The organism is Bradyrhizobium sp. USDA 4516 (assembly GCF_054055915.1).
Genome location: NZ_JBSRXT010000001.1, coordinates 3052352 through 3078471 on the forward strand (window position 1 = coordinate 3052352; position 26120 = coordinate 3078471).

Here is a 26120-nt window from a genome sequence, read left to right on the forward strand (position 1 = left end):
ATTTCGGAGCGAACCATGAATTGGCTCACCAACGTCGTCCGGCCGAAGATCCGCAACATCCTGCGGCGCGAGACGCCGGAAAACCTCTGGATCAAGTGCCCGGATTCCGGGCAGCTCGTGTTCTACAAGGACGTCGAGGCCAACCAGTTCGTGATCCCCGGCTCGAACTACCACATGCGCATGGGCGCGGTGGCGCGGCTGAAGTCGATCTTCGACAACGAGACCTGGTTCGACGTCGCGCTGCCCGAGGTGACGGCGGATCCGCTGAAGTTCCGCGACGAGCGCAAATATGTCGACCGTATCAAGGACGCCCGCACCAAGACCGGGCTGAACGACGCGATCAAGGTCGGCTACGGCAAGTTAGAAGGTGCCGGCGTCGTGGTCGCCGTGCAGGATTTCGATTTCATGGGCGGCTCGCTCGGCATGGCCGCCGGTGAAGCCATGGTGCGCGGGCTCGAACTCGCGGTCGAGAAGAAGTCGCCCTTCATCGTGTTCGCCGCATCCGGCGGCGCGCGGATGCAGGAAGGCATCTTGTCGCTGATGCAGATGCCGCGCACCACCGTCGGCGTGCAGATGCTGCGCGAAGCGCGCCAGCCCTACATCGTGGTGCTGACCAATCCGACCACCGGCGGTGTCACGGCGTCCTATGCGATGCTCGGCGACATCCAGATCGCCGAGCCCGGTGCGCTGATCGGCTTTGCCGGCGCGCGCGTGATCGAGCAGACCATCCGCGAAAAGCTGCCGGACGGCTTTCAGCGCGCCGAATATCTGCGCGAGCATGGCATGGTCGACATGGTGGTGCACCGCCACGAGATGAAGGCCACGCTGGCGCGGCTGTGCCGCCTGCTGACCAAGGCGCCGGCGCTCGAATCCGCATCGAAGCCCACGGCACCGGTCATCGAGCCGGCCCAGATCGTCACGGCGCCGGAGACAGTGCCGGCCGCGCCGCACGCGTGACCGCGAGCGCCGTCCCATCGCAAGCCTCGTTCGAGGCGTTGATCGCGCGGATATCGGCGCTGCATCCCAAGCGCATCGATCTCAGCCTCGATCGCATGCGCGGCCTGATGGAGCGGCTCGATCATCCCGAGCGCAAGCTGCCGCCGGTGATCCATGTCGCCGGCACCAACGGCAAGGGCTCGACCATCGCCTATCTGCGCGCGATTCTCGAAGCCGCCGGCCTGCGCGTGCACGTCTTCACCTCGCCCTATCTGGTGCGGATCAACGAATGCTACCGGCTGGGCGCCGTCGGCGGCGGCAAGCTGGTCGGCGACGAAGAGCTGCGCGAGACGTTCGAGCACTGCGAACGCGTCAACGCCGATAGTCCCATCACCATCTTCGAGATGGAAACGGCGGTGGCGTTCTGCCTGTTCGCCAAGCATCCGGCCGACGTCGCATTGCTCGAGGTCGGGCTCGGCGGCCGGCTCGATTCGACCAATGTGGTCGAGGCGCCGCTCGCCTCGGTGATCACGCCGGTCAGCATGGACCACATGGAATTCCTCGGCGACAATCTGACGGCAATCGCCGGCGAGAAGGCTGCGATCATCAAGCGCAAGGTGCCGGTGGTGTGTGCCGAGCAGGCGCCGGATGCGATGGCCGTGATCGAGGCGCAGGCGAACCGCATGCGCGCGCCGCTGCATGCGGCCGGCCAGCAATGGCATGTCGGCGTCGAGCGCGGCCGGCTGGTCTATCAGGACGAGCGCGGCCTGCTGGATCTCGCCGCGCCAAAACTGTTCGGCCGGCACCAGTTCGACAATGCGGGCCTTGCGATCGCGACGCTGCGCGCCATCGACGCATTCAAGCTCAACATCGCGGCCTTTGAAGCCGGCATCGTCAATGCGGAATGGCCGGCGCGAATGCAGCGGCTGGTTTCCGGCACTCTCGTCGGACAGGGGCCGCAGGGCTCCGAGGTCTGGCTCGACGGCGGACACAATGCCGAGGGCGGCCGCGTCGCGGCGGCTGCGCTCGGCGATCTGGAGGAGCGCGTGTCGCGGCCGCTGGTGGTGATCGTCGGGATGATGGCCAACAAGGATGCCGACGCATTCCTCGCCAATTTCGCCGGACTGACCCGCCACATCATCGCGGTCCCGGTGCCCGGCCGCGACAACGGCATGGCGCCGGACAGACTGGCTGACGCCGCGCGCGCGCTCGGCATGCGGGTCGAGATCGCTGATGGCGTCGCCGCCGCCTTGCGGCGGCTTGCTGCGCTGGCCTACGAGGTGCCGCCGCGCATCCTGATCACGGGCTCGCTGTATCTGGCCGGTCCTGTGCTTGCGGCCAACGGCACGCCTCCTGCATAACAGGTGACGCGTCCCGGATGCGGTGCGCATGAGGGAGGACGAGCATCATGCGTTTTGCTGCGATCGCCGACATCCACGGCAACCATCTCGCGCTCGAAGCCGTACTGTCGGACATCCGCGCGCAGGGCATTTCCGACATCGTCGACCTCGGCGACATGGTGAGCGGGCCGCTCGACGCCCGGCCCACCATCGATACGCTGATGGCGCTCGATGCGGTCCATCTGCTCGGCAATCACGACCGCTATCTGATCGACCGCCCGCATGAGAAAATGGGCTCCTGGGAGCGGCTGACCTATACCCAGCTCGAGCCGCGGCATCTCGACTGGCTGCGCACGCTGCCGGCGAATTCGATCTATCGCGACGAAGTTTTCCTCTGTCATGCAACGCCCCAGAATGACGAGACCTACTGGCTCGAGACGGTGCTGCCGGGCGGCGAAGTCTGCATGTCCCCGCTGGAAGCGATCGAGGCGAGAGCGGCCGGCGTGCCGCAATCGCTGATCCTCTGCGCACACACGCATACCGCGCGCGCCATGCGACTTCGCGACGGCCGGCTGATCGTCAATCCCGGCAGCGTCGGCTCGCCCGGCTATCGCGCCGGCAAGCCGCATCCGCATGTCGTCGAGGCCGGTTCGCCCGATGCGCGCTATGCGATCCTCGAACAGGTCGATGGTGGCTGGGACGTAACCTTCCGCCACATCCCCTACGACCACGCAGCAATGGCGGCGCTGGCGCGGCAGCACGGCCAGGCCGAACTCGCCTCGGCGCTGGCGACGGGATGGATTCGCTGACTTGCCTAATGGATATGCGCCTCATCCGAGACGCCGACATGCTCGCGATAGACCATCTCCCAGCCCTTCCAGCCGGTGAACAGCAGGATCAGGACCACGATGAACGATAGCGCGAGACCGGTCGGCACGATGGCGGATGCGCCGTGCTCGAAGCGCAAATACCAGTTGTAGAGCGCGATCAGCACCGCGATGACATTGCCGCCGGCGTGCTGCCATGCATCGGAAAGATTGCGGACCTGATCGTCTCCGAGGAGATCGATCACGCCGGCGATGGCGGCGAGCGCGGCCATGATCAAGCCGATGCCAAGCAGCCAGAGCGAGGCGCTGGCCCAGAAGTCAGTGCCCGTCTTCCAGAAAGCGAGATCGGCAACGAAGGTCAAAACAAAGCATACGACTGGAAATGGAATAAGCATCGGATGGATAGGATGTCCCGCGACCTGCGCGGTTGATCTGGGGTTCGACATGGGTCCCTCCTGAGGGCCATTTGATCCCTCAACATCGACTGCCTGTCCGGGTTCCTATTCGCTGCACCGCAACGGCAGTGCCGTTATCCCCTCAACAGCTTCATCGGGTCGGCCGCCTTCTGCTTCAGTTGCTCGAACGAGCATTGCTTCGGCGCCTTGTCCGGACGCCAGCGCAGGATCGAGGTGCCGTGGCGGAAACGATCGCCACTGAAATGGTCGTAGCAGACCTCGATCACGAGCTTCGGCTTCAGCGGACACCATTGCGCCGAGCGCTCGGTCGACCACCGGCTCGGGCCGCCCGGCGCATTCCCGGTAAAGCCGGGCTTTGCAATCAACGGCTCGAGACGGTCGGTGAGCGCCGGCTTCTCCTGCTGCCTGATCGCCGAGGTGAAGCCGACATGGTGCAACAAGCCGTCGTCGTCATAGAGGCCGAGCAGCAGCGAGCCCACCACGTTACGGCCGCCGATCCTGTTGCTGGCGTAGCGAAAGCCGCCGACCACACAGTCGGCGCTCCCAAACCTCTTAACCTTCTGCATGCCGTCGCGATTGCCGGCCTGATAGGGCAGGTCCAGGCGCTTGGCGATTACGCCGTCGAAGCCGCCGCCGGATCGCGCCAGCCATTTCCTGGCAAGCGCGTAGCTCGTCGTCGCGGGAGATAGCCGAAAGCTGGAATTGGATTTCAATTGCGACTTGGCGAACGCCTCGAGCTGCGGTCGTCGTTTGCTCAAGGGCTGGCCGGAAAGCTTCTTCATGGTTGGCGCGGCCAAGAGATCGAACGTCAGAAACAAGGCGGGCGTTTCCTGTGCGAGCCGCGTCACCCGGCTGGCGGCAGGATGGATGCGCTGCAGGAGATCGTCAAAGGAGAACGTTCGGCCGTGCGGCACCACGATCTCGCCGTCGAGCACGAACGATCTGGCCTTCACGTTCAGCGCCGCGGCGACCAGCTCCGGGAAGTAGCGGGCGAGGTCTTCGCCGGATTTCGAGCGCAGGTCGACTTTGCGGCCTTCGCGTTTCAGCAGGCAACGGAAGCCGTCCCATTTGGGTTCGTACTGCCACTCCTTGCCGCGCGGGATGGCATCGACCGAGCGCGCCTCCATCGCAACGAGCGGCGTGGACCTGGAAGCGGGCTTTTGACGCGGGGAGGGCAAGTGCCGGGACCTTCAAACGCAACACACACGGTCCCAACGCAAACGGCCGGCGAATCCGCCGGCCGTGCACGAATTTATTAATCAGAAGAAGCGGGATCAGACCGCAGCGGTGATCCACTGCTGCAGCTTGGCCTTCGGCGCGGCGCCGACCTGACGGGACGCCATCTCGCCGCCCTTGAAGATCATCAGGGTCGGGATCGACATCACGCCATACTTCGACGCCGTCTTCGGGCTCTCGTCGACGTTGAGCTTCACGATCTTGACCTTGTCGCCCATCGCGCCGGAAATCTCATCGAGAGCGGGCGCGATCATGCGGCAGGGGCCGCACCATTCGGCCCAGAAGTCGACGACCACCGGCCCGGTCGCCTTGAGCACTTCGGCTTCGAAATCGGCGTCAGAAACCTTGCCAACGGCCATGTGAGTACCTCGTTCGGTTGAGACAAAAGGGCGCGGTTGGGAATCGCGCCCGGGAGCATGGGTCAAACCTATGAACGCCCCCTTGCCGGGTCAAGCGTGCTCACGCCGACATGAACTTATGCCAGGGCAGCGTCCAGCGCGGAGGCGGAAATCTCCATGATTTCAGTCGTTTCGGTCCAGAGCAGGGCGGCCCGCACCGGCAGCTGGGGATAAAGCCTGGCGAGCACCGCGCGGTATAGCGCGAGCTGCCGGACATAGCCCCGCGGCGCCTCGGCTGCCGTCTTGGGCGGAGCGTGGTTGGTCTTGAAATCGACGATCAGGACGTCGGTCGGCGTCACCACCAGGCGGTCGATCTGGCCCGACACCAGCGCCTTCGGCTGGCCCGGCCGCTCCAGCCGCCCGACGATCGAGACCTCGGCGCGGCTGCCGGGCGCGAACACGGCGGCAAAGCGCGGATCGCCGATCAGGCCGAGCACCTGATCGGCGAGCGCGGCCTGCTCCTGTTCGCTCCAGCCGTCGGCATTGCGCGCGAGGAAGCCGAGCGCGGCGGCGCGCCGCCGCTCGAGGGCGACGACGGGCAGCGACTGCAGCAGCCGGTGCACCAGCGTGCCGCGTTGCAGGGCGCGGGCGCGCAGCTGCACCGATTCGCCGGTTCGGATCGGATGGCTGTCGTCATCAGCCGGATCGGACGGACGCAGCATGCTCGCCGCCGATGCTTCCGGTACGGCCGGAGCCCGCAGCCAGGACGGCAAAGCGATCGGCACCGCGGCCGCCGACGCAGTCGCGCCGGTGAGATCGGCGACGTCATCCGGCCGCGAATAGCGCATCACCTTGCCTCCTGGCGTCTCCAGCTCCTCGAGCTTGAGCCCGGAACCGGCGAGGCCCTTGGTGATCAGATCGTACCAGGACGATTTCCGCACCGTGTTCATGTTGCCCGGCATGCAGCCGCCGACGATCAGCCGATCGGCGGCGCGGGTCATCGCGACATAGAGCAGGCGGCGATACTCGTCCTCGGTGTCGCCGAGCATCGCCTTGCGCGCCTCGGCGACGCCGGGCGGATCCTCGGCCTTCTTGCCGGCCCACACCACGACGCCGGGCGCGTTCGGCGCGGCGTTGCCCTGCGGCAGATGGATCAGCCGCAGCCGCTGCGTGTCCGACGGCGAGGTCGTGGTGTCGACCAGGAACACCACCGACGCTTCGAGGCCCTTGGCGCCGTGCACGGTCATGACGCGGACCTCGTCGCGCGAAATCTCCATGTCGCGCTTCACTTCGGTGTCGGCGGCGCGCAGCCAGGCGACAAAGCCCTGCAGCGAGGCCGGCGCCTTGCGCTCGTAGCTCAGCGCAAGCTCGAGGAACTCGTCGAGCGCGTCGTTCGCCTCATGGCCGAGCCGGCGCAGAATGCGCGCCCGCCCGCCATCGCCGCCGAGCAGCCAGGCGTAGAACGCGAACGGCGTCTCCTGGGTGAAGCGGCGCTCGCATTGTTCGAGACGGCGCAGCGCGGCCGAAAATTGCTCATCGGTGGGTGCCTGCGCGGCCAGTGCCTCGCGCAGCGAGCCGCGACGCTGGTACGCCAGCTTGAATAGATCGTCGTCGTCGAGGCCGAACAGCGGGCTCTTCAACGCCACCGCCAGCGCGAGATCGTCCTGCGGCAGCAACAGCGCATCGGCGAGGTTCATCAGGTCGATGATCGCGATGTGCTCGGTCAGCTTCAGCCGGTCGGCGCCGGCGACCGGGATGCCCGCGTGCTTCAGCGCCTGGATCACCGCGTCGAAGGCGTTGCCGCGCCGCCGCACCAGGATCAGCATGTCGCCGTAGCTGAGCGGCCGCCGTCCGCCGGTGCTGCCGGTCATGGTGCCGCTGGCAACGAGGCGCTTGATCTCGGCCTGGATGCGACGCGCCAGTTTCACCTCGGGGCTGGTCACCGACACGCCGTCGAACGGCGCGCGCCAGCCCTCGATATCCTGGCGATCGTCGGCCACGGCGAGATCCCAGAGCTCGATCTGGCTGGGGCCGGCATCGGCCATCGCGTTGTGGATCGGGTAGCCGTTCTCGATCGCATGAATGCTGCGGAAGATCTCCTGCTCGCGGAACACATGGTCGACCGAATGCAGGATCACCGGCCCCGAGCGGAACGAATAGGTGAATGACACCGGGTCGAATTTCAGCCCGGCTTCCTCGAATCGCCGCTTCAGCTCGCGCCGGCGCAGGTCGAATTCGCGCGGCGCCGCGCCCTGGAACGAGAAGATCGACTGCTTCTCGTCGCCGACCGCGAACACGGTGCGCACCAGGCCGTCGCGCGCGCCGGCGCCGGAGGTGAATTCCGAGATGATGTGCGCGACGATGTCCCATTGCCGCGGGCTCGTATCCTGCGCCTCGTCGATCAGCACGTGATCGACGCCGCGGTCGAGCTTGTAATGCACCCAGCCCGACGAGACGCGGTCGAGCATCGCCAGCGTCTTGTCGATCAGATCGTCATAGTCGAGCAGGCCGCGTTCCAGCTTCTCGCGCCGGTAGTGCGCGGCGGCCGCGGTCGCGATGTGGATCAGCGCCTCGGTGCGGTCGCGCGCGACCACGGCGCGGCGGCGCTCGATCAACGGACCGAGACGGTCGACCTCCGCCTCGAACCGATGGCCCGCGACCGCATTCTTCTTGATGAAACTGTTGGTGACGACAGACGCGCGGGGGGCGCGTTCATCGGTCAGGAAGACGCCGAGATATTCGTCGACCTGGGCTGCACCGGTGAAGGTCAGCGCGCTCCGCAGCCGTTGGGCCTGCTTCTGATCCGCCTTGCTGCTGGTATCGAGCAGCATCGCCATCTCCTTCCAGCTCGCGCGCGCCAGGTTCGGCCCGTCGACGATCTCGCGCTCGACCTCCTCGATGCGAATGTCAGAGGAGACGCCGAGCGCGGCCGACATCTGCGCTGCGGCGGCCGCGGCGTTGCCGGCGGCATCGGTCCAGGCCATGAAATGGTCGCGGCTGAGGCAGGCTTCGCGGACCACCTCCTTGAAAGTGACGTCGGCGGCATTTGCCATCGCCGTCCGCAGCGCGCGGCCGATCGGACTGTCGGGAATCCGCGACGCTTCGAGGAACACCGCGAGGTTGGCGCGCTCCATCATCTCGTTCTGGTCGCGATCGTCGAGCACGGCAAAGCGCGCCGGCACGTTGGCCTCGAACGGAAACTGCTGCAGCAGGCGGGTGCACAGCGCGTGGATGGTCTGCACCTTCAAGCCGCCGGGGGTCTCCAGCGCGCAGGCAAACAGTTTGCGCGCCTCGCGCCGCAACGTGGCGGAAGGATGGGCAATGCCGGCCTCGCGGATCGCGGCGTCGAGCCCGGCGTCGTCGAGCGTCACCCAATGGCCGAGCGTCGTGAACACGCGCTCGGCCATGTTCGCGGCAGCCGCCTTGGTGAAGGTGATGCAGAGGATCTTTTCCGGCGGCACTCCCGACAGCAGCAGGCGGATGACGCGCTGCACCAGCACATGGGTCTTGCCCGAGCCGGCGTTGGCCGACACGAAGGTCGACGCTTTCGGATCGGACGCGCGCGCCTGCGCGTCGCGCACGGCGGGCGGAATCGGACGGGGCGCCTTCACCATTCCTCGATCCCCAGGCCGCCGGCGGCGGACCATTCCTTGATGCGTGCGAGGTCGTCATAGGCGCCGTAGCGGTTCGCCCACATCGAGAGGTTCAGCGAGGTGTAGGCCTGCTGCTCGTCGTCGAAGGCGCGGATCAGGGCCTCGAGCTTGCGCCGCGCGCTGTCGGCGGCCTCATCGGGCGGCTGCGGCGTGTCGTTGGTCTTGATCTTCAGCTCCAGCGAACGCTGCTCGCCCGGCGGATTGTTGCCGCTCAGCCTGACATAGACGAGGTCGCCGACCGAGGAGTCGGCCGGGATGTCGGCGAAGCCGCCCTCGCGCAGGATCGCGGCTTCCAGGGTGAGCTGCGGCGACAGGCCCATGCGCACCTGCTTGCCGGTCGGCGGCTGGCCGGTCTTGTAGTCGAGGATCGCAAAGCTGCCGTCATCGCGCCGCTCGATGCGGTCGGCGCGCGCCGAGAGCGTGAAGGTCCTGGCATCGTCGAGCGGGATGCCGATCTCGCCGCGGATCTCGGCCTTGATGGCCTCGATCTGGCCGCGCCGGGCCTGCTCCCATTCGGCAAACCATGTTGCGATGCGCTGGAAGCGGGGCCACCACAGCGCTCGCGCCTCGGGCCGCTCCATCAGCGGCGCAAAATATTTGGCCCCGATCTCGCGCAACGTGAGCAGGGTGTTGGCAGGCAGCGCGTCGGCATAGACCTGCGTGAACTCGCCGAGCGCCTCGTGGATCGCCGAGCCGCGATCGGCCGCCGACAACGGCATGTCGACGGGGTCGAGCGGATCGAGCCGCAGGATGTAGCGCGCATAGATCGTGTAGGGATCGCGCAGCCAGTCCTCGATCGCGGTGACAGACATCTTCAGCGGACGTGCCTCGCGCGGCGGCCGCGGCTCCGGCTGCGGGATCGGCTCGACCTTGTCGGGCCGGTCGAGCTCGGCGGCATATTGCACGTAAGTTTCGCCGGCCGATGTCGCGGCCTTCCAGCGCGCCTCGCCGGCGACCGCTTCGAGCCGATGCAGGAAGCGCGAGGCGACCGCCGGCGCACCGCCGACTTTTGCGGCGTGGGTGAGGATCACCTCGTCATGGCCGAGCAGCTGCGCAAAGTCGTGCGCGGAAAGGCCGATGCGGCGCTCGGGAAGGTCGAGCCCGAGCTCGTGCCGCATCGGCCGGCTCAGCCACGGATCGATCCGCGGCGCCGGCGGCCAGACGCCCTCGACCAGGCCGCCGAGGATGACGCGATCGGATTCGGTTAGACGGGCTTCGAGCTGGCCGAAGATGTTGAGCTGCGCGCGCGCCGATTCCGGCCGCCGCACCATGCGGTCGGCGAACGCGGTCTGGAACACCTCGGGATAATCGGCGAGCGGCGTCATCAGCCCGCTCGGCTGCTGCTTGGCGAGCAGCTCGTCGAACGCAGACGCCAGCGACGCACCGGCGCGCTCCTCGAACACGACGGCAACGCCGTTCTGGTCGCCGGACAGCGCGATCAGGGCCTCGCGGTGGCGCGCGGCCAGCTCCGCGAAATCATAGGGTTTTGACGACGCCATGCCTTCGAGCGGCGCCAGCGCCGCCTGCAATCTGGCGATCAGGTCCTGCGCCCGGTTGAGCTCGTTGTCGCGCAGCCGGGCGCGCGGCTCCATGGCGTGCAGCGACGAGGTCTCGCCGCCGTGCAGTTTGACCAGCTCGGCGCGGAAGCGCGCGAAGTCGCGGGCGAGGCCGCCGGTCCCGGCTTGCGGCCGCGTGCCGCGGAGCAGCGCGATCTCCAGCACCTCGATCGCGCGCCGCAGCGCGCCGCGCGAACCGCCGAGCCGGAACAGCGGATGCTTGAGCAGCGCGAGCAGCGTCGGCGGCTCCAGCCCCTTGGCCGCCGCCTCCGCGGTCAGGCGGGCGAACACGCCGGCCGGCGTCTCGATCAGCGCATCGCCGCCGGAATCGTCGAACTCGAGCTTCCAGCGCGTCAGCGACGCCATCACGCGGCGCGCCAGCGCGCGATCCGGCGTCACCAGCGCGGCCGATTTGCCGAGATGCCGCGCCTCGCGCATCGCCACCGCGATCGCCAGCGCCTCCATTTCCGGATTGGGCGCCTCGACCACGGTGAGGTTGGTCATCCCGGCGGAAATCCGCGCCACGATCTCCGGCCGTTCTAGCCGGTCGTGCCACTGCGCGGTCGCGGTCGAGGGACGCATCGTCTCCGACACCAGCACCTCGCGGCCGAGCGGCGCCGGCTCGGCAAGGCTCTCGACGTCGCGGCGCTTGATGCCGAAGCGGTCGAGCAAGGCGTGCATCGCGAATTGCGGATGGTTCGACGAGGGCGGCGTTACGAACCTGCCGTCGTCGCCGCGCTCGCCGCCGATCGTGTCCCAGGAGTCCTCGTCGAGATCAGTGTCGAGCCCGGGCAGCACCACGGCACCGTTCGGCAGCTTCGCCACCGCGTGCAGGAATTTCGCCGTCGCCGGCATCGAGCCGGTCGAACCGGCCGCGATCACCGGGCCCGCGTGGTGCGCGGTCAGCCGCGCCGCCTCCGCCTCGATCAGCAGATCGCGGCGCGCGGCGGGTTCGATCCGGCCGATCTCCTTGAGGTAGCTGGGCCAGGCGTCGCGCGCGATGCGCAGGAAGTCGAGCGAGTGCTGCCAGTATTTGTCGAGCTGGTCCGGCACCAGGCGGTCGAGCGCGCGCCAGTCGACGCGGCGCGTCACCATGTCGTCCATCAGCCGCGCCAGATCGCCGGCGAGTTGCAGCGTCGAGGCCGGCCCGCCGACCACCAGCGGCGCCGATACCGGCGTCTTCGCCCAGGCGGCGACCAGATGCGCCAGCGTCAGCCGGCGCTCGAGCTCGCCCAGCCTTGGCGGAATCTCCAGCGGCGCGGCGCCGCCGACGTCCTCGCTTTGGTCGGCGAAGGCGAGTTCGTCCTCATCGATGTCGCCAAGCGCGACGATGCGCGGCAGCACGGCGGCGTCCGACTCGAGCACATCGAGGAAGATTTCCCGCGCCAGCCGCCCGGCACGGCGGGTCGGCAGATACAGCGTGGCGTTGGCGAGCCTTGCCGGATCGCTCTGCGCCTCGAATCCCGCGACCAGCCGGCCATCGACCAGCGCCGAGATGACGGTCCGCAGGAACGGCGCAGAAACGGGAACACTGAAGACGCGCATGGGCTGCCTGATTCGAATCCGGCGCCAATATAGGGAGCGGCGACCGTCGTTAGCCACCCCTGTCGGAGAACCGTCACCGCTCAATATCGCAATCGGCCGGCGCAGCGATCGGCGGCATCCAGGAACCAGCGCAGCGCCGGATCCCGGGCGGCGCGGCTCGTATGGATCAGGTCGATCGCGAAGGCGGGGATGTCGATCGGCGGCGCGACGACGGCAATGTCGGCCAGATGCGTGAAGCGCCGGGCGATGCGCTCGGACATCGTGGCGATCAGATCGGTGCCGGCCACGGCGAACGGAACGGCCACCACATGCGCAAGCGTCACCGCCACCCGTCGCTTCAGTCCATGGCGCGCCAGCAGCGCGTCGATCACGCTCGGCAGGCCATCGCCGCCGGCCGCCGAGAACAGCGCGTGCGGCAAGGTCGCGTAATCTTCCAGGCTGAGGCGCTCCGATCGGTTCGTGCGCGTGGTATCGCGGACGCAGACGAAGCGTTCCTCGAACAGCCGGTGCCGGACACAGCGCGGCGAGTCCGGCAGGTGCCCGCCGATCAGGGCATCGAGCTCGCCGCGCTCCAGCTTCGCCAGCGCCACCGTCGCATCGGTGAGCGGGCGCACGGCAAGGTCAATGCCGGGCGCTTCGACGCGCAGCAGCCGGGTCAGTTCCGGCACCACAACGAGATCGCCATAGTCGGTCGCGGCGATGGTGATGCGCCGTTGCGCGATCGCCGGATCGAAGCCCTGATCGGGCACCAGCGCGCTCCGGATTTGCCACAGCGCTTCGCCGATCGGCCCGGCCAGCGCCAGCGCCTTTTCGGTCGGCTGCATGCCCGCGCCGGCGCGCAGGAACAGCTCATCCGCAAACAGCGCGCGCAGCCTCCGCAACGCGCTGCTCATGGACGGCTGGGCGAGCCCGATGCGCTCGGCCGCCCGGGTGACGTGGCGCTCCTCCATCAGCGCCTCGAAGGCGACCAACAGGTTGAGATCGATGGCGGATAAATTCATCGTAGCAATAATGCTTATAAGAATAATCGATTTCAACAATGATTTGCCCCGGCCTATGCTCGTTGGTCGGACATGACGACGGGACCCAGGAATTTGGCGAGATTTGCGAGGCTGGTGCCAAGCGGGCCGACACTGCTGATCATCGGCGTGCTGGCAGGATTGGCTTTCCCTGCGTTGGCGGACGGCGTGCGCCCGCTGATGACGGCGGCGATCTTCGTCCTGGTGCTCGGCACCTTCCTCCAGGTCGACGGCACGGCGTTCCGGCGCGCATTGCGGCGGCCGCTGGTCTGGCTGCTGTTGCCGGCGCTCGCCATGCTGGCGAGCCCGCTTGCCGTCGGCTTCGCGGCGCGCGGCGCCGGCTTTCGACCAGAGCTGATCGTCGCATTGGTGCTGTCGGCGTGTGCGCCGCCGTCGAGCGGCACGGCGGCCGTCGCGCGCATGCTCGGCTTCGATGCGACCATTCCGCTTGCGGTGACGCTGCTGTCGATGGCGCTGGCGCCGGTCACCGTGCCGCTGATCGCGGCGGGATTTGCAGATCTCGCAATCGATCCGCTGGCGCTCGCGACGCGGCTGGCGCTGCTGGTTGGCGGCGCCGGCGCGCTGGCGTTGCTGCTGCGCCGTCAGGCCGCGGCACGATTGGTGCAGCATGCGCGCATCATCGACGCGCTCGTGCTGGCCTCGCTGCTGCTGTTCGCGATCGCCACCATGGCCGGGGTGCGCACCCAGATCGAAGCGCAACCGGCCGCCGCGTTCACCTGCGTCGGCCTTGCCTTCGGCTGCAATCTCGCCCTGCAATTGTGTGGCGCGCTGCTCACGCCGGGCAATCTGGCTGCACGGCTGACCAGCGGCCTCATTGTCGGCAACCGCAATGTCGGATTGGTCTGGTCGGCGATGGGCGCTGCGGTGTCGCCGATGACGGCGTTGTTCTTCGCCGCCACGCAGTTTCCGATCTATATGACGCCGCGGCTGATCGAGATGCTTGTTCGCCGCGAGTGCAAGGAGAATGCCTCACCATGAGCGCGACGATCTTGACCGAAGACCTCGCCGTCCGTTTCGCGCGCATCGCGCTCGGCCATGTCACGCGCGAATATCCGAACAAGCCCGATCACGTGCTGGCGGGGCCGCAGGATGCGCGCACGCCGCGCGAGCTGCATCCGGTGTTCTTCGGCAGCTACGACTGGCATTCCTGCGTCCACAGCTACTGGATGCTTGCCCGGTTGCTGCGCCGCTATCCCTCATCCGAGGCGGCGAACGATATCCGCGCGCTGTTCGACGCGCAGTTCGTTGCGGAGAAGATCGCGGCCGAATGCAGCTATCTCGCCGCCCCGACCGCGCGCGGCTTCAAGCGGCCTTACGGCTGGGGCTGGCTGTTGAAGCTCGCCGCAGAGCTCTCGCTCGTCGAGAACACCAACTGGCGCGATCGGATCGCTCCGCTCGCCGAGATCTTCGCGCAGCGCTACCGCGATTTCCTGCCGCTCGCCACTTATCCGGTGCGGGTCGGCACCCATTTCAACACCGCGTTCGGACTGCGCATGGCAGCCGACTACGCCGCGGTGACACAGGACGATGCGCTCAGTGCGCTGTTGCGCGACACAGCGCTGCGCTGGTACGGCGCCGATCAGGACTGCCCCGCCTGGGGTGAGCCGAGCGGTGATGACTTCCAGTCGTCCGCGCTGATCGAAGCGGAGTGCATGCGCCGGCTGCTGGCACCGGGTGACTTCCTGCCCTGGTTCGACCGCTTCCTGCCGCGGCTCGAGCTGCGCGAACCCGCAACCCTGTTCCGGCCCGCCACGGTCACCGATCGCTCGGATGGCAAGCTGGCACATCTCGACGGGCTCAATCTCAGCCGCGCATGGTGCTGGCGGGCGCTGGCCGGTGCGTTGCCGGCGGCCGATGCGCGCCGTCCGATCCTGCAGGATGCCGCGCGCCGGCATCTCGACGCCGGCCTGCCGCATATCGCCAGCGACTATATGGGTGAACACTGGCTTGCGAGCTTCGCGGTGCTCGCGATCGACGCCGATGGCTGACGAAGGCGCCGCCTACGCGACGCTTTCCAGGTAAGCTTCTTCCGCAGCCTGGATCGCGTCCGGAGTGCCGACATGCATCCAGACGCCGTCGAGGCGCAGGCCGAACAGCCGCTCCTGCTCGTTGGCGCGGTCGAACATCTTGGTCAGCGAGAACTCGCCGGCCGGCGCGTCGGCGAACAGCGCAGGCGACATGATCGCGGCGCCGGCATAGACGAACGGCACCACCTGGTGCTCGCGCCGCTTGCGCAACGCGCCATCCGGCAACATCGAATAGTCGCCGCGCCCGCCATAGCCGATGCTCGTAGCGGTCGGCGCCATCAGCAGCAGGATATCCATCCGCGCGGGATCGAAGGTTTCCGCGAGCCGCGCCAGATTGGAGCGCACGCCGTCGATCCACATCGTGTCCGCGTTCAGATGATAGAACGGCGCATCGCCGAGCAGCGGCAACGCCTTCACCACCGCGCCGCCGGTGCCGAGCACCTGGTCGCGCTCGTCGGAGATGATCACGCGCGGACGGCTGCGGGGCTTGACGTGCTCGATGATCTGGTCGGGCAAATAGTGCACGTTCACGACCGCTTCGCTGACGCCGGCGCCGGCGAGCTTGTCGAGCACATGGTCGAGCAGCGGCTGGCCGGCGACGCTGACCAGCGGCTTCGGCATCGTGTTGGTCAGGGGGCGCATGCGCACGCCGAGGCCCGCAGCGAGCACCATGGCTTTATGGGGAGTGACGGGCATCTTCCGGATATTCTCGGTCATCATCTCTCATGCGCCGATCATATCACGGCGATTCGGCAAGCACATCAATCAGACGCCATAGTCACGAGACATGACGGCCGTAAGACGGCAATGACGACCCTGGCCTAGACGTCGGCAGCTTGCGTGCCGCGTCTGGCGGTTTTCTTCTTCTTGTCGCCTTGTTTGAGAAAGTTGACGCCGATCTGGTCGCCATTGACCCATGCCAGCTCGCAGCGGCGATAGGCCAATCCTGTGGACGACAGCAGCAGAAAGAACTCCTTCAGGTTCAGGCCCTCGACCGAGCCGTCGACGGAGAGCTTGGCGCCCGTCTCCGACACGTCTTCCATGGTGCAGTCGCGCCGCCAGGTGCCGTCGATGCCCATCATGTGCGCTGCTATGCCGCGCTCAAACGTGACACGATCGCCCTTGCGTCGTTCCGTCCCCATCGTGTGGTCCCGCTCCAGATCCGGCCGCGCCATGGATCAGGTGCGGGCTCCGCAACCTTAGGGGAGGCGAGGCTAATAACCCGTAAACTACGGTACTGGAGGAGGGACGTTGGCTTTGTACCAGATGCGGAAGCTGGTCAGCGCGGGGTGAGCCAGCGACCGCTCGAGATAGGTCCAGATCCGCGGCTGGTGCTTGAGATATTGCGGCTTGCCGTCGCGGCGGTTGAGTCGCGCAAAGGTGCCGAGCAGGCGGGTGTTGCGCTGCGCCGACATGATCGCATAGAGCTCGGCGAAGCCGGCCGGATCGAAGCTTTCATCGGTCGCGCGCCGCGCCTTGATGTAGCGGGTCAAGAGCGACAGCTCGAGCTGCTCGGGCACATCGATCCGGGCATCCTGCAGCAGCGACACCACGTCATAGGCCGCGGGGCCGAGCAGCGCGTCCTGGAAATCGATGACGCCGACGCGCAGGATGCCGGTGCGTTCGGCAAGCCAGATGATGTTCGGCGAATGGAAGTCGCGGATCACCCAGGTCTGCGGTGCGGCTGCGGGCTTCTCCAGCAGGCCGCGCCACATCCCGAGAAATTCGGCGCGAAGCTCCTCGCTCGGCTGCGCGCCGCGGTCTGGCAGGTACCATTCCAGCATCAGCCCGATCTCGATCAGCCAGGCGTCGATGTCGAACACCGGGATGTCGTAGCTCTCGTCCGACGTCAGCGGCAATTGCTCCGGCAGCACCTCGCGGTGCAGCGCCGCCAGCATGTCGACGGCGGCCTCGTAACGCTCGGCGATCGGCTGCGGTGGGTCGCCCTCGATGACGCCCTCGGCGCCGAAATCCTCGGTGATGAGGAAGCCGGATCCGAGATCGATGTGACGGATCGCGGGCGCCGAGAAACCATGCTTGCGCAGGCCGTTTCCGATCGCGACGAACGGCCTGACGTCTTCGGCGAGATGCACCGCTGCGCTGTAGGACTGGCCGCTGTAGATCGCCGGGCCGTCGGGACGGCGCGGCGAGTTCATCAGGATGACGGTGCCGTCGTCGTTGCGCAGCCGCGCATAGGAGCGCGTCGAGGCATCGCCCGGCATGCGTTCGCGCCGGGCATTGAGAAAGCCCGCGCGGTCGAGGAACTGGCGCAGCTCGTTGAGCCGCGCGACCTTCGCCGCGCCCTTGCCATGGCCGGTGATCTCGGCCGCGCGTGCCGCCGATCCGAGCGCCGGGCGATGGCTGAACGCCATATCGATGCGGTCGGCGGGCATCGCGTCGGGCGCGCGCTCCGGCCACTCGATCAGCGCCACGATGTCGTCGGGCAGCGGCGACAGCCCGATCTCCTCGAGCTCGCCGGCGTCGTTGATGCGGTAGAGGTCGGCATGAACCAGCGGAAACGACGGCAGCTCGTAGTTCTGCGCCAGCGTGAAGGTCGGGCTCGGCACCTCCAGCGCGTCGTCGTCGGCGAGATAGCGGATCAACGCGCGCGCGGCCGTGGTCTTGCCGGCGCCGAGATCGCCGGACAGCGTGATGACGTCGCCGGCGCCGATCAGCAGCGCGAGGTCGGCCATCAGCTCTGCTGTCGCGGTCTCGTTCGCGAGTGCCACCGAGAATGTCGAGGTCGCCGTCATTCAGCAGCGTTGCGGTGTGCGGTCTGGTCGATCGGGAAGTCGCAGGTCACGGTCGTGCCGCGGCCTACGGTCGAATCGACGCGCACCCGTCCGCCATGGAGTTCGACGAAGGAGCGGACCAGCGACAGGCCAAGGCCCGCGCCGCGGTGCCGCGAGCCGTGCGAATGGCTCTCGAACCAGTTGAACACCTTGTCGCGCATCTCCGCCGGAATGCCGGGACCGGCGTCGGTCACCGCAAACACCACGCTGTGCTCGGTGCGGTGGGCGCTGATCGTGACGGTGGCGTCGTGCGGCGAGAAGCCGACCGCGTTGGCGAGCAGATTATACAGCACCTGCACCACGCGCCGCTCGTCGCCGACAAAGGCGCCGATGTCGGGCTCGATATCGACCTTGAGGGTGATGCGGTCGGTCGCGAGGCGATCCTGGATGCCTTCGGCGGCGGCTTCGATCGCCTGGCCGATATTGACCGGACCGAGCTCGAGCTTCATCGCGCCGGCGTCGATGGTGGCGAGATCGAGAATGTTGTTGGTGAGCGCCAGCAGCGCGTTGGTCGATTTGGTGACGTAGTCGAGATATTCGGCCTGCTTCGGCGTCAGCGGTCCGGTCGAGGGATCGCTGAGGAAATGCGCGAAGCCGATGATGGTGGTGAGCGGTGCGCGCAGCTCGTAGGAGACGTGGTGGACGAAATCCACCTTCATCTGGTCGGCGGCTTCCAGCGCCTCGTTGCGCTCGCGCAGCGCCCGCTCGACATTTTCGGTGTCGGTGATGTCCTGGAAGGCGAGCAGGGTCTTGCCGTCGGGCAGCGGGATGGTCATGCAATTCAGCACGCTGCCGTCCTTGCGCTCGAGCTTGAGCGCGACCTGGGCGCGGTTCTCGATCGCGGTGATCTGCTCGCGCAGCGTCCGCCAAGTCAGGGCGTCGTCGAACAGCGGCCGGCACAGTGCTTCCACCGCCTCGATATGCGGCTCGCCCTGCAGCGCGTCGGCCGGCAGCTTCCACATCTTGGCGAAGGGCGGGTTGAACAGTTCCGCGCGGCCGTTGCTGCCGAACACCGCGACCGCTTCGCCGAGATTGTCCAGGGTCTCGCGCTGCACCCGCGTCAGGCGGTCGTAGCGGCGGGCGAGGTCGAGGCTCTCGGTGACGTTGTCGAACAGATAGGTGACGCCGCCCTCGAGGTTCGGCGTGGTGACCACGCTGATGGCGCGGCCGTCGGGCAGGAACCAGGTATAGGTTTCGGATTCGACCGCGCGATAGGCTTCGTGCAGCTTGGCCTTCCAGGCGCGGAAATCCGGCTGCTCGGGCAGCTTGCGGTTGGCGCGCAGCCGGTCCAGCACGCTGGAATCGTCGGGGTTGCCGTCGAGGAAGGCCTGATCGAGGCCCCACAGCCGCCGATAGGACTCGTTGTAGAAGGTGAGCCGCCGGTCGGCATCGAACACCGCGACGCCCGAGGACAATTGGTCGAGGGTACGCCGGTGCGCTTCGACCATCCGCGCGATCGCCGCGCGCAACGCCGCAGCTTCGCTGGCGTCGATCGCGATGCCGGCGCTGCCGCCGGAGAGCTTGAGCGCCTGCACGTCGTAGATCCGCCGCTCGCCGCTGACGACGATCGGCAGCCGCGCGGCATAATTGGCATTGTCGTTCAGCGCGCGGGTCAATTCGCCGCGCTGGTCGCTTTCGAGCAGTTCGAGATTGCGCTGCAGCGCGTCCGACACGCTCTTGCCCTCGGTGGCGCGGACATAGGCCGCGTTGGCATAGCGCAGATTGCCCTCGAGGCTCTTCGCCCAGATCGGCCATGGCGCGGCGGCGGCGAAATCGCGCAGCAGCTCGGTTTCCTCCTGCAGCGCCTTGTAGCGCAGGTTGGACTCGGCGAGCTCGCGGCGCAGGCCGCCGAGCTCGCGGATCCGCACGATGGCCTGGCCGCCGATCGCGCGGCCCATCGCCTCGATGGCACGGCCGGCCGAGGTCGAGAGGTTGAGCAGGAACGCCTCGCCCTTCTCGCGCAGCGCGTCGACGGCGTGATCCATCTGCAGCGCCGGCTCGGGCGGCAGCCAGGTTCCGAAGGCGAGGACGCGTTGCGGCGAGCCTTCCTGCGACATCACCAGCGAGATGTCGCCCGAGATCTGTGGCCGGTTGTCGCCCGCGGCCCAGGAGATCAGGACCTGCGGCTCGACGAACAGCAGCGCGCGCAGCCGGTCCGATTGCGCCTGCAGGTCCGTGATCTCGGACTGCAGCTGTTCCTCGTTCCTCGTCGCGCGCACGCGGGTGCGCATCAAGAGGATCGCGGCGACGGCCGAGAAGCCGACCAGCGCAAGCGACGTCGCGAGGACCGCGACCTCCTGGTGATTGAAGCCGAAATGATCCGACATCGCCTGGGCGACCGGGCTCTCGGCGGCCAACGCGGTGCGGGCCGGCAGCAATGCGGTGATGGCGAGCCCAATCATGCCGTCGCGCGCCAGTGAGGTGCATGACAGCAGGGTTCGACGCATTGCCGCGACTACGCCCGACATATGTTGCCCCAGAACGCACAAACCTTAAGGCATGATCCGGAAAAGAGGAGACCGGTGTTCCTCACGGCAAACGTACGACGTTTGTCCGCCGATCATGCCCAAGCAGGACCAGACAGCCCGACGAAGACCCCCCGTCGTGCTCGAATCAAGACAGAATAGTCCCAACGGGACTCGGCGAGTAAGAGTCCAGACCGTGAACGCAGAATCCCCTGTGAAAAAATGCCGCCGGGTGGGGCGGATTTTACGCGAATTGACTCCGTATTGGTGCGGAGAGCGCGCACGAAGCGTGATCTTCCCGAGCTCGTCCGCACACTTCTCCGATGCGAAGGCGCTTGGCTCCCTCTCCCCGTTCTTACGGGGAGAGGGTTGGGGTGAGGGGCCGTCTCCGCATATCCGGTGATAGCTGCGTTCGCGGAGACTCCCCCTCACCCGGAACGCATCTGACGATGCGTTCCGACCTCTCCCCGCACGCGGGGCGAGGTGAAGTGGCGCCGCCGCTCGAGTGAAGTCGTCGCGCACTAGCGTCCGGTCGAGCCGAAGCCGCCGCTGCCGCGCCCGGTCGCCGGCAGCACGTCGACCGGAACCAGCTCGGCCCTTGTGACCGGTGCGATCACCATCTGCGCGATGCGCTCGCCGCGCCGGATCGAGAACACCTCGTGGCCGTGATTGATCAGCAGCACGTTGATCTCGCCGCGATAGTCGGCGTCGATTGTGCCGGGCGAGTTCAGCACCGTGACGCCGTATTTGGCGGCAAGGCCGGAGCGCGGCCGCACCTGCGCCTCGTAGCCCGGCGGCAGCGCGATCGTCAGTCCGGTCGGAACCATCTCGTAGCGGCCCGGGAGCAGCAGCAGAGGCGCCGACTGCGGCACCGCCGCGAGCAGGTCGAGCCCGGCCGCGTCGGCGGTCTGATAGATCGGCAGCAGGAGATCGGCGCCGTGCGGCAATTGATGGACTTCGACCTTGATGGTGGCGCTCACGATGCGGTTCCTACGGCTCTAGAGCATGATCCGATTGAATCGGATCATGCTCTAATCCTTTTGTTTGGTCGCGTTTTCTTGACGCGAACCGGTGACCACTTCGCTCGAAAACGCTCTTGCGATGCGCGACACCAGCGCGGTCGCGACTTCCTCCTTGGTCATGACAGGCCAGGAGTCGACGGTGACGTCCTTGCCCTCGCGCGAGAGCAGGTGAACGGTGTTGCGGTCGCCGCCCATCACGCCGGTCGCCGGCGAGACGTCGTTGGCGACGATCCAGTCGCAGCCCTTGCGCGCGAACTTCGCCTTGGCGTTCTCGATCAGATGCTCGGTCTCGGCGGCGAAGCCGATCACCAGCGGCGGCCGCTGCTCCTTCAGCTTGGAAATTGTCGCGAGGATGTCGGGGTTCTCGACCAGCTGCAGCGGCGGCATGCCGGCCGCGGTCTTCTTCAGCTTCTGGCTGCGCTCGGTGGCGACCCGCCAGTCGGCGACCGCGGCGGCGAAGATCGCGACGTCGACCGGCAGCGCGGCCTCGACCCGGTGCAGCATGTCGCGCGCGGACTCCACGCGCATCACCGAGATGCCCTGGGGGTCGTCGAGCTCGACCGGGCCGGTCACCAGCACCACCTCGGCGCCGGCGGCGCGCGCGGCGGCGGCAATGGCAAAGCCCTGCTTGCCGGACGAGCGGTTGGCGATGTAGCGGACCGGATCGATCGCCTCATGGGTCGGGCCCGCGGTGATCAGCACCCGCTTGCCGGCTAGCGGACGTGGCTGCGGCGGGCGCAGCATGCGGTCGGCGGCGGCGGCGATCTCGGTCGGCTCGGCCATCCGGCCGACGCCGGCCTCGCCGGCTTCCGCCATCTCGCCCGCATTGGGGCCGACGGTGTGGACGCCGTCGCGGCGGAGCTGCAGCACGTTGCGGCGGGTGGCCGGATTGTTCCACATCAGCGGGTTCATCGCCGGCGCCAGCAGGATCGGCCGGTTGGCCGCCAGCAAGGTGGCGGTGGCGAGGTCGTCGGCATGGCCCTGCGCCATCTTGGCCATCAGGTCGGCGGTCGCCGGCGCCACCACGATCAGGTCGCAGTCCCGCGCCAGGCGGATATGGCCGGCGTCGAACTCACTCTCGGCGTCGAACAGGTCGGTGTAGACGCGCTCATGCGACAGCGCGCTGGCGGCGAGCGGGGTGACGAATTGCTGGGCCGCCCTGGTCAGCACGCAGCGGACCTGGATGTGCCGTTCCTTGAGCCGCCGGATCAGATCCAGCGCCTTGTAGGCCGCAATCCCCCCGCCGATGATCAGGGTGATGCGCGGCTCTCCGGCCGCGCTGGCGGCCCGTGGAGCAGGGGCGGCAACCGTCGCGGAACCCGCCCCAAGCGCCTCGGCAGGCTCCGTACCGCCGTCTGCGAGCTCCCGGAGGATCACCCGGACCTCCTCCTCGACCGAGCGGCCGTTCCTGGCGGAGCGCAGCCGCAGATAGGCCTTCAGCGTGTCGTCGAGTTTGCGAATGGTCAGGCTGGCCATGGCGTGCCCTCAGGCATCATGCTCAAATAAATATGATAGCGATGCTATCACGTGGTGCATGCATTGCAATCAGTGAGCCCGGATGGCGAAAAAGATCGCGATGGAGGCGATCGCAATGACCCAGAGGCCGACGGTCTGCACCCGCGCCTTGCGGGCCTCGGCGCGGGCCATTTCGTCGATCGAGTCCGACGACAGCATGTGGCCCTCCAGCGTCATGGTCTCCAGCTGCTCGAGCACCGTCACGGCGCGGTTGGCGATCGACGGCAGGTTGGCGAGGATGCGACCGAGTTCGCCCGCACCCGATAGCGCGCCCTGGATGCGGCCGGCCGGGCCGAGATTCTGCGTGATCCATTCGCGCACCACGGGGTCGGCGATCTTCCAGATGTCGAGCTTCGGGTCGAAGCCGCGCGCCACGCCCTCGACCACCACCATGGTCTTCTGCAGCAGGATCAGCTCGGGGCGCGTCTGCATGTCGAACAGGCCGGTGACCTCGAGCAGAAGCGTGAGTAGCTTCGCCATCGAGATTTCCTCGGCGGTGCGGTTGTGGATCGGCTCGCCGATCGCGCGGATCGCCTGCGCGAAATTCTCCACCGAATGGTGGCCCGGCACGTAGCCGGCCTCGAAATGCACCTCGGCGACGCGGCGATAATCGCGGGTGATGAAGCCGAGCAGGATCTCGGCCAGGAAGCGCCGCTCCTTCAGCCCGAGCCGTCCCATGATGCCGAAATCCACGGCAACGAGCCGGCCGGCCTCGTCGAGGAACAGATTGCCGGGATGCATGTCGGCATGGAAGAAGCCGTCGCGCAGCGCGTGGCGCAGGAAGCTCTGGATCACCTTGCGGCCGAGATCGGGCAAATCGACCTTGGCCTGCGCCAGCCGGACGTGATCGTTCAGCGCGATGCCGTCGATCCACTCCATCGTCAGCACGCTGTGCGCGGTGCGATCCCAATCCACCGCGGGGACGCGGAAGTCCGGATCGTCGCGGGTGTTCTCGGCCATCTCGGACAGCGCGGCGGCCTCGAGCCGCAGGTCCATCTCCATCGCGACCGAGCGTGACATCGTGTTGATGACCTCGATCAGGCGCAAGCGCCGCGCCTCGGCGGAATGCGCCTCGGCCTTATGCGCGACAAAGAAGAAGTCGCTGAGGTCGCGGCGGAAACGCGCGGCGACGTTGGGCCGGAGCACCTTGACCGCAACCTGATGCCGCACGCCGTCGCGCTCGATTTCGCCGCGATGCACCTGCGCGATCGAGGCCGCGGCAACCGCAGGGCCCAGATGCACAAAGGCCTGCGGCAGCGGCCGTTCCAGCGATTGCGTGATGACGGTTTCGGCCGCTTCCTGCGCGAACGGCGGCAGCCGGTCCTGCAGGGCTTCGAGATCGCGCGCCATCGCCACGCCGACCACGTCGGGGCGGGTGGCGAGGAATTGCCCGAGCTTGAGATAGGCCGGTCCGAGCCGCGTCAGTGCGCGCGACAACCGCGGACCTGACTTGGCGGAGCGGCGCTCGATCAGCCGCGCCAGCTTCAGCGCGAGCTGCCCGGGCGGCGGCACCAGCGCGGGATCGACGACGCCGAACACGCCCTCGCGCGCAAACACGAAACCGGCGCGGGCGAGGCGCGTGATGTGGGTCAGTGCAGAGATCACAAACGCCAGCCCGAATGCAGCGCCACGATGCCGCCGGAGAGGCTCTGCCACTTCACGCGGGCAAAGCCGGCGGCGCCGATCATCTCGGCGAACGCGTTCGGCCGCGGGAATTTGCGGATCGACTCGACGAGATATTGATAGGACTCGGCGTCACCGGTGACGGCGCGGCCGAGCGGCGGGATCACCTTGAAGGAAAACAGATCGTAGATCTTGTCGAGGCCGGGCACGTCGACGGTGGAGAATTCCAGGCACAGGAAGCGGCTGCCCGGCTTGAGCACGCGATAGGCCTCGCGCAATGCGAGGTCGATCTGCGGCACGTTGCGGATGCCGAATGCGATGGTGTAGGCGTCGAACGCGCGGTCGGCAAAACCCAGCGTTTCGGCGTTGCCCTCGACGAACGACACCCGGTCATCGAGGTGCTGCTTCGCGGCGCGCTCGCGGCCGACGGCGAGCATGTCGGCATTGATGTCGCAGACCGTGGCATGAAAGCCCGCGCCCGCGGTCTTGGCGGCCCGGAACGCGATGTCGCCGGTGCCGCCGGCGACGTCGAGCAGCGCGAACGGCCGGTCGCCCTTCGGCGGATCGAGCATCGTGATCATGACGTCCTTCCAGGCCCGGTGCAGGCCCGCCGACATCAGATCGTTCATCAGGTCGTAGCGGGACGCCACGCTGTGAAACACGTCGTTCACCAGCGTCTGCTTCTCGCCCAGGGGCACATCCCTGAAGCCGAAATGGGTGGTTTGATCCGGCCGATCCATCACTCAGAACTCTTACCCTTTTTGGTCGCGGTTTCTTCACGCGAACCGGTAGCCGCTTCGCTCGAAAAACGCTCCAGCCAAACCATAGCGCGGCGGCCGCAATGGCGCTATCACGTCACTTCCAAAAGGTGAATGCCTGCCATGCCGGAATTACCCGAAGTCGAGACCGTCCGCCGCGGCCTGCAACCGGCCATGGAGGGGTCCAGGATCCTCAAGGCCGAGGCTCGCCGCAAGGATTTGCGGTTTCCGTTTCAAAAAGACTTTATCGCCCGGCTGGAGGGCCGGACCATCACCGGGCTCGGCCGCCGTGCCAAATATCTGATGGCGGACCTGAACTCCGGCGACGTGCTGCTGATGCATCTGGGCATGTCGGGCTCGTTCCGCGTGCTGAAGCAGGACGGCGCGGCGACGCCGGGGCAATTCCACCATCCGCGCGGCGAGGATCGCGTGCATGATCACGTGGTGTTCCACATGTCGTCGGGCGCGGCCGTCGTCTTCAACGATCCGCGGCGCTTCGGCTATATGAAGATCATCGCGCGCAACGCGATCGAGGATGAACCGCTCCTGAAAGGGCTCGGTCCCGAGCCGCTCGGCAACGAGTTCGACGCGGCGATGCTGGCGCGCTCCTGTCACAACAAGAAGACCAGCCTGAAGGCCGCGCTGCTCGATCAGCGCGTGGTGGCGGGACTTGGCAACATCTATGTCTGCGAGGCGCTGTTTCGTTCGCATCTGTCGCCGCGGCGATTGGCCGCGACGCTCGCGACCAAGTCCGGACAACGCAAGGGCGTTGCCGGGGGCGAGCCGACCGACCACGCCAGGCGGCTGGTCGACGCGATCCATTCGGTGCTCAACCAGGCGATCAAGGCCGGCGGCTCCTCGATCAGCGACCATCGATTGACCAACGGCGATCTCGGCTATTTCCAGCATTCGTTCCAGGTCTATGACCGCGAGGGCGAGACGTGCCGTACGTCCGGCTGCGAGGGCATCGTCAGGCGCTTCACCCAGAACGGCCGTTCGACGTTCTGGTGCCCGAAGTGCCAGAAGTAGCA

General features: G+C 67.4%; 20 protein-coding genes. 6 read left to right on the plus strand and 14 right to left on the minus strand.

Annotated features, from left to right (window positions below):
- Positions 1-15 precede the first annotated feature (15 nt).
- The 3 genes from accD to ACVI1L_RS14100 all read left to right on the plus strand — a co-directional run bounded on the left by accD (position 16) and on the right by ACVI1L_RS14100 (position 3085).
- Entirely contained in the window at positions 16-957 is a 942-nt protein-coding gene (gene accD / locus ACVI1L_RS14090) for an acetyl-CoA carboxylase, carboxyltransferase subunit beta (protein WP_028337545.1), read from the plus strand.
- Positions 958-1052: 95 nt separating this feature from the next.
- Complete coding sequence (locus ACVI1L_RS14095; RefSeq protein WP_456785554.1) at positions 1053-2297, plus strand: bifunctional folylpolyglutamate synthase/dihydrofolate synthase; 1245 nt, start codon at positions 1053-1055, stop codon at positions 2295-2297.
- Positions 2298-2344: 47 nt separating this feature from the next.
- Complete coding sequence (locus ACVI1L_RS14100) at positions 2345-3085, plus strand: metallophosphoesterase family protein (RefSeq protein ID WP_076833802.1); 741 nt, start codon at positions 2345-2347, stop codon at positions 3083-3085.
- A 5-nt stretch (positions 3086-3090) separates the two neighbouring features.
- Here ACVI1L_RS14100 and ACVI1L_RS14105 read toward each other — a convergent pair whose 3' ends face one another.
- From ACVI1L_RS14105 to ACVI1L_RS14130, 6 genes are all read right to left on the minus strand, one after another.
- Positions 3091-3549, minus strand: a complete 459-nt coding sequence (locus ACVI1L_RS14105) for a DUF2231 domain-containing protein (RefSeq protein WP_076833804.1) — start codon at positions 3547-3549, stop codon at positions 3091-3093.
- Positions 3550-3632: 83 nt separating this feature from the next.
- Positions 3633-4697 carry an ATP-dependent DNA ligase gene (locus tag ACVI1L_RS14110; protein WP_456783133.1) on the minus strand — a complete coding sequence of 355 codons (1065 nt, stop codon included), beginning with the start codon at positions 4695-4697 and terminating at the stop codon, positions 3633-3635.
- Positions 4698-4793: 96 nt separating this feature from the next.
- Positions 4794-5114 (minus strand): thioredoxin, encoded by a 321-nt coding sequence (trxA, locus tag ACVI1L_RS14115; protein ID WP_016847387.1) that lies wholly within the window; start codon positions 5112-5114, stop codon positions 4794-4796.
- A 116-nt stretch (positions 5115-5230) separates the two neighbouring features.
- Entirely contained in the window at positions 5231-8707 is a 3477-nt protein-coding gene (gene addA, locus ACVI1L_RS14120) for a double-strand break repair helicase AddA (RefSeq protein ID WP_456783134.1), read from the minus strand.
- Entirely contained in the window at positions 8701-11847 is a 3147-nt protein-coding gene (gene addB, locus ACVI1L_RS14125) for a double-strand break repair protein AddB (RefSeq protein WP_456783135.1), read from the minus strand. The genes addA and addB overlap by 7 nt, the downstream gene beginning before the upstream one ends.
- Before the next feature lie 80 nt (positions 11848-11927).
- On the minus strand, positions 11928-12818 hold the full coding sequence (locus tag ACVI1L_RS14130; RefSeq protein ID WP_456783136.1) for a LysR family transcriptional regulator: 891 nt from the start codon (positions 12816-12818) through the stop codon (positions 11928-11930).
- Positions 12819-12941: 123 nt separating this feature from the next.
- On the opposite strand from ACVI1L_RS14130, the gene ACVI1L_RS14135 reads away from it, so the two are divergent.
- Positions 12942-13865: a hypothetical protein gene (locus ACVI1L_RS14135; RefSeq protein WP_456783137.1), complete on the plus strand. Its 924-nt coding sequence runs from the start codon at positions 12942-12944 to the stop codon at positions 13863-13865.
- Positions 13862-14875: a DUF2891 domain-containing protein gene (locus ACVI1L_RS14140; RefSeq protein WP_456783138.1), complete on the plus strand. Its 1014-nt coding sequence runs from the start codon at positions 13862-13864 to the stop codon at positions 14873-14875. The genes ACVI1L_RS14135 and ACVI1L_RS14140 overlap by 4 nt, the downstream gene beginning before the upstream one ends.
- A 12-nt stretch (positions 14876-14887) precedes the next feature.
- Here ACVI1L_RS14140 and ACVI1L_RS14145 read toward each other — a convergent pair whose 3' ends face one another.
- The 8 genes from ACVI1L_RS14145 to ubiE all read right to left on the minus strand — a co-directional run bounded on the left by ACVI1L_RS14145 (position 14888) and on the right by ubiE (position 25071).
- Positions 14888-15610, minus strand: a complete 723-nt coding sequence (locus tag ACVI1L_RS14145) for a nucleotidyltransferase family protein (protein WP_057020444.1) — start codon at positions 15608-15610, stop codon at positions 14888-14890.
- 125 nt (positions 15611-15735) lie between these two features.
- Positions 15736-16056: a PilZ domain-containing protein gene (locus ACVI1L_RS14150; protein ID WP_028337556.1), complete on the minus strand. Its 321-nt coding sequence runs from the start codon at positions 16054-16056 to the stop codon at positions 15736-15738.
- Positions 16057-16143: 87 nt separating this feature from the next.
- A complete protein-coding gene (gene tsaE / locus ACVI1L_RS14155; protein ID WP_456783139.1) occupies positions 16144-17667 on the minus strand; it encodes a tRNA (adenosine(37)-N6)-threonylcarbamoyltransferase complex ATPase subunit type 1 TsaE in 1524 nt (507 codons plus the stop codon).
- Positions 17664-20174 (minus strand): ATP-binding protein, encoded by a 2511-nt coding sequence (locus ACVI1L_RS14160; protein WP_456783140.1) that lies wholly within the window; start codon positions 20172-20174, stop codon positions 17664-17666. The genes tsaE and ACVI1L_RS14160 overlap by 4 nt, the downstream gene beginning before the upstream one ends.
- A gap of 518 nt (positions 20175-20692) precedes the next feature.
- A complete protein-coding gene (dut, locus tag ACVI1L_RS14165; RefSeq protein ID WP_076833820.1) occupies positions 20693-21151 on the minus strand; it encodes a dUTP diphosphatase in 459 nt (152 codons plus the stop codon).
- Between the two features lie 51 nt (positions 21152-21202).
- On the minus strand, positions 21203-22669 hold the full coding sequence (coaBC, locus tag ACVI1L_RS14170; protein WP_456783141.1) for a bifunctional phosphopantothenoylcysteine decarboxylase/phosphopantothenate--cysteine ligase CoaBC: 1467 nt from the start codon (positions 22667-22669) through the stop codon (positions 21203-21205).
- Positions 22670-22738: 69 nt separating this feature from the next.
- Positions 22739-24313: a 2-polyprenylphenol 6-hydroxylase gene (gene ubiB, locus ACVI1L_RS14175; protein ID WP_057020426.1), complete on the minus strand. Its 1575-nt coding sequence runs from the start codon at positions 24311-24313 to the stop codon at positions 22739-22741.
- Positions 24310-25071: a bifunctional demethylmenaquinone methyltransferase/2-methoxy-6-polyprenyl-1,4-benzoquinol methylase UbiE gene (ubiE, locus tag ACVI1L_RS14180; protein ID WP_057020427.1), complete on the minus strand. Its 762-nt coding sequence runs from the start codon at positions 25069-25071 to the stop codon at positions 24310-24312. Before ubiE ends, ubiB begins: the two co-directional genes overlap by 4 nt.
- Positions 25072-25212: 141 nt before the next feature.
- Here ubiE and mutM point away from each other — a divergent pair, with 141 nt between their 5' ends.
- Entirely contained in the window at positions 25213-26118 is a 906-nt protein-coding gene (gene mutM, locus ACVI1L_RS14185; protein ID WP_456783142.1) for a bifunctional DNA-formamidopyrimidine glycosylase/DNA-(apurinic or apyrimidinic site) lyase, read from the plus strand.
- Positions 26119-26120: the final 2 nt, after the last annotated feature.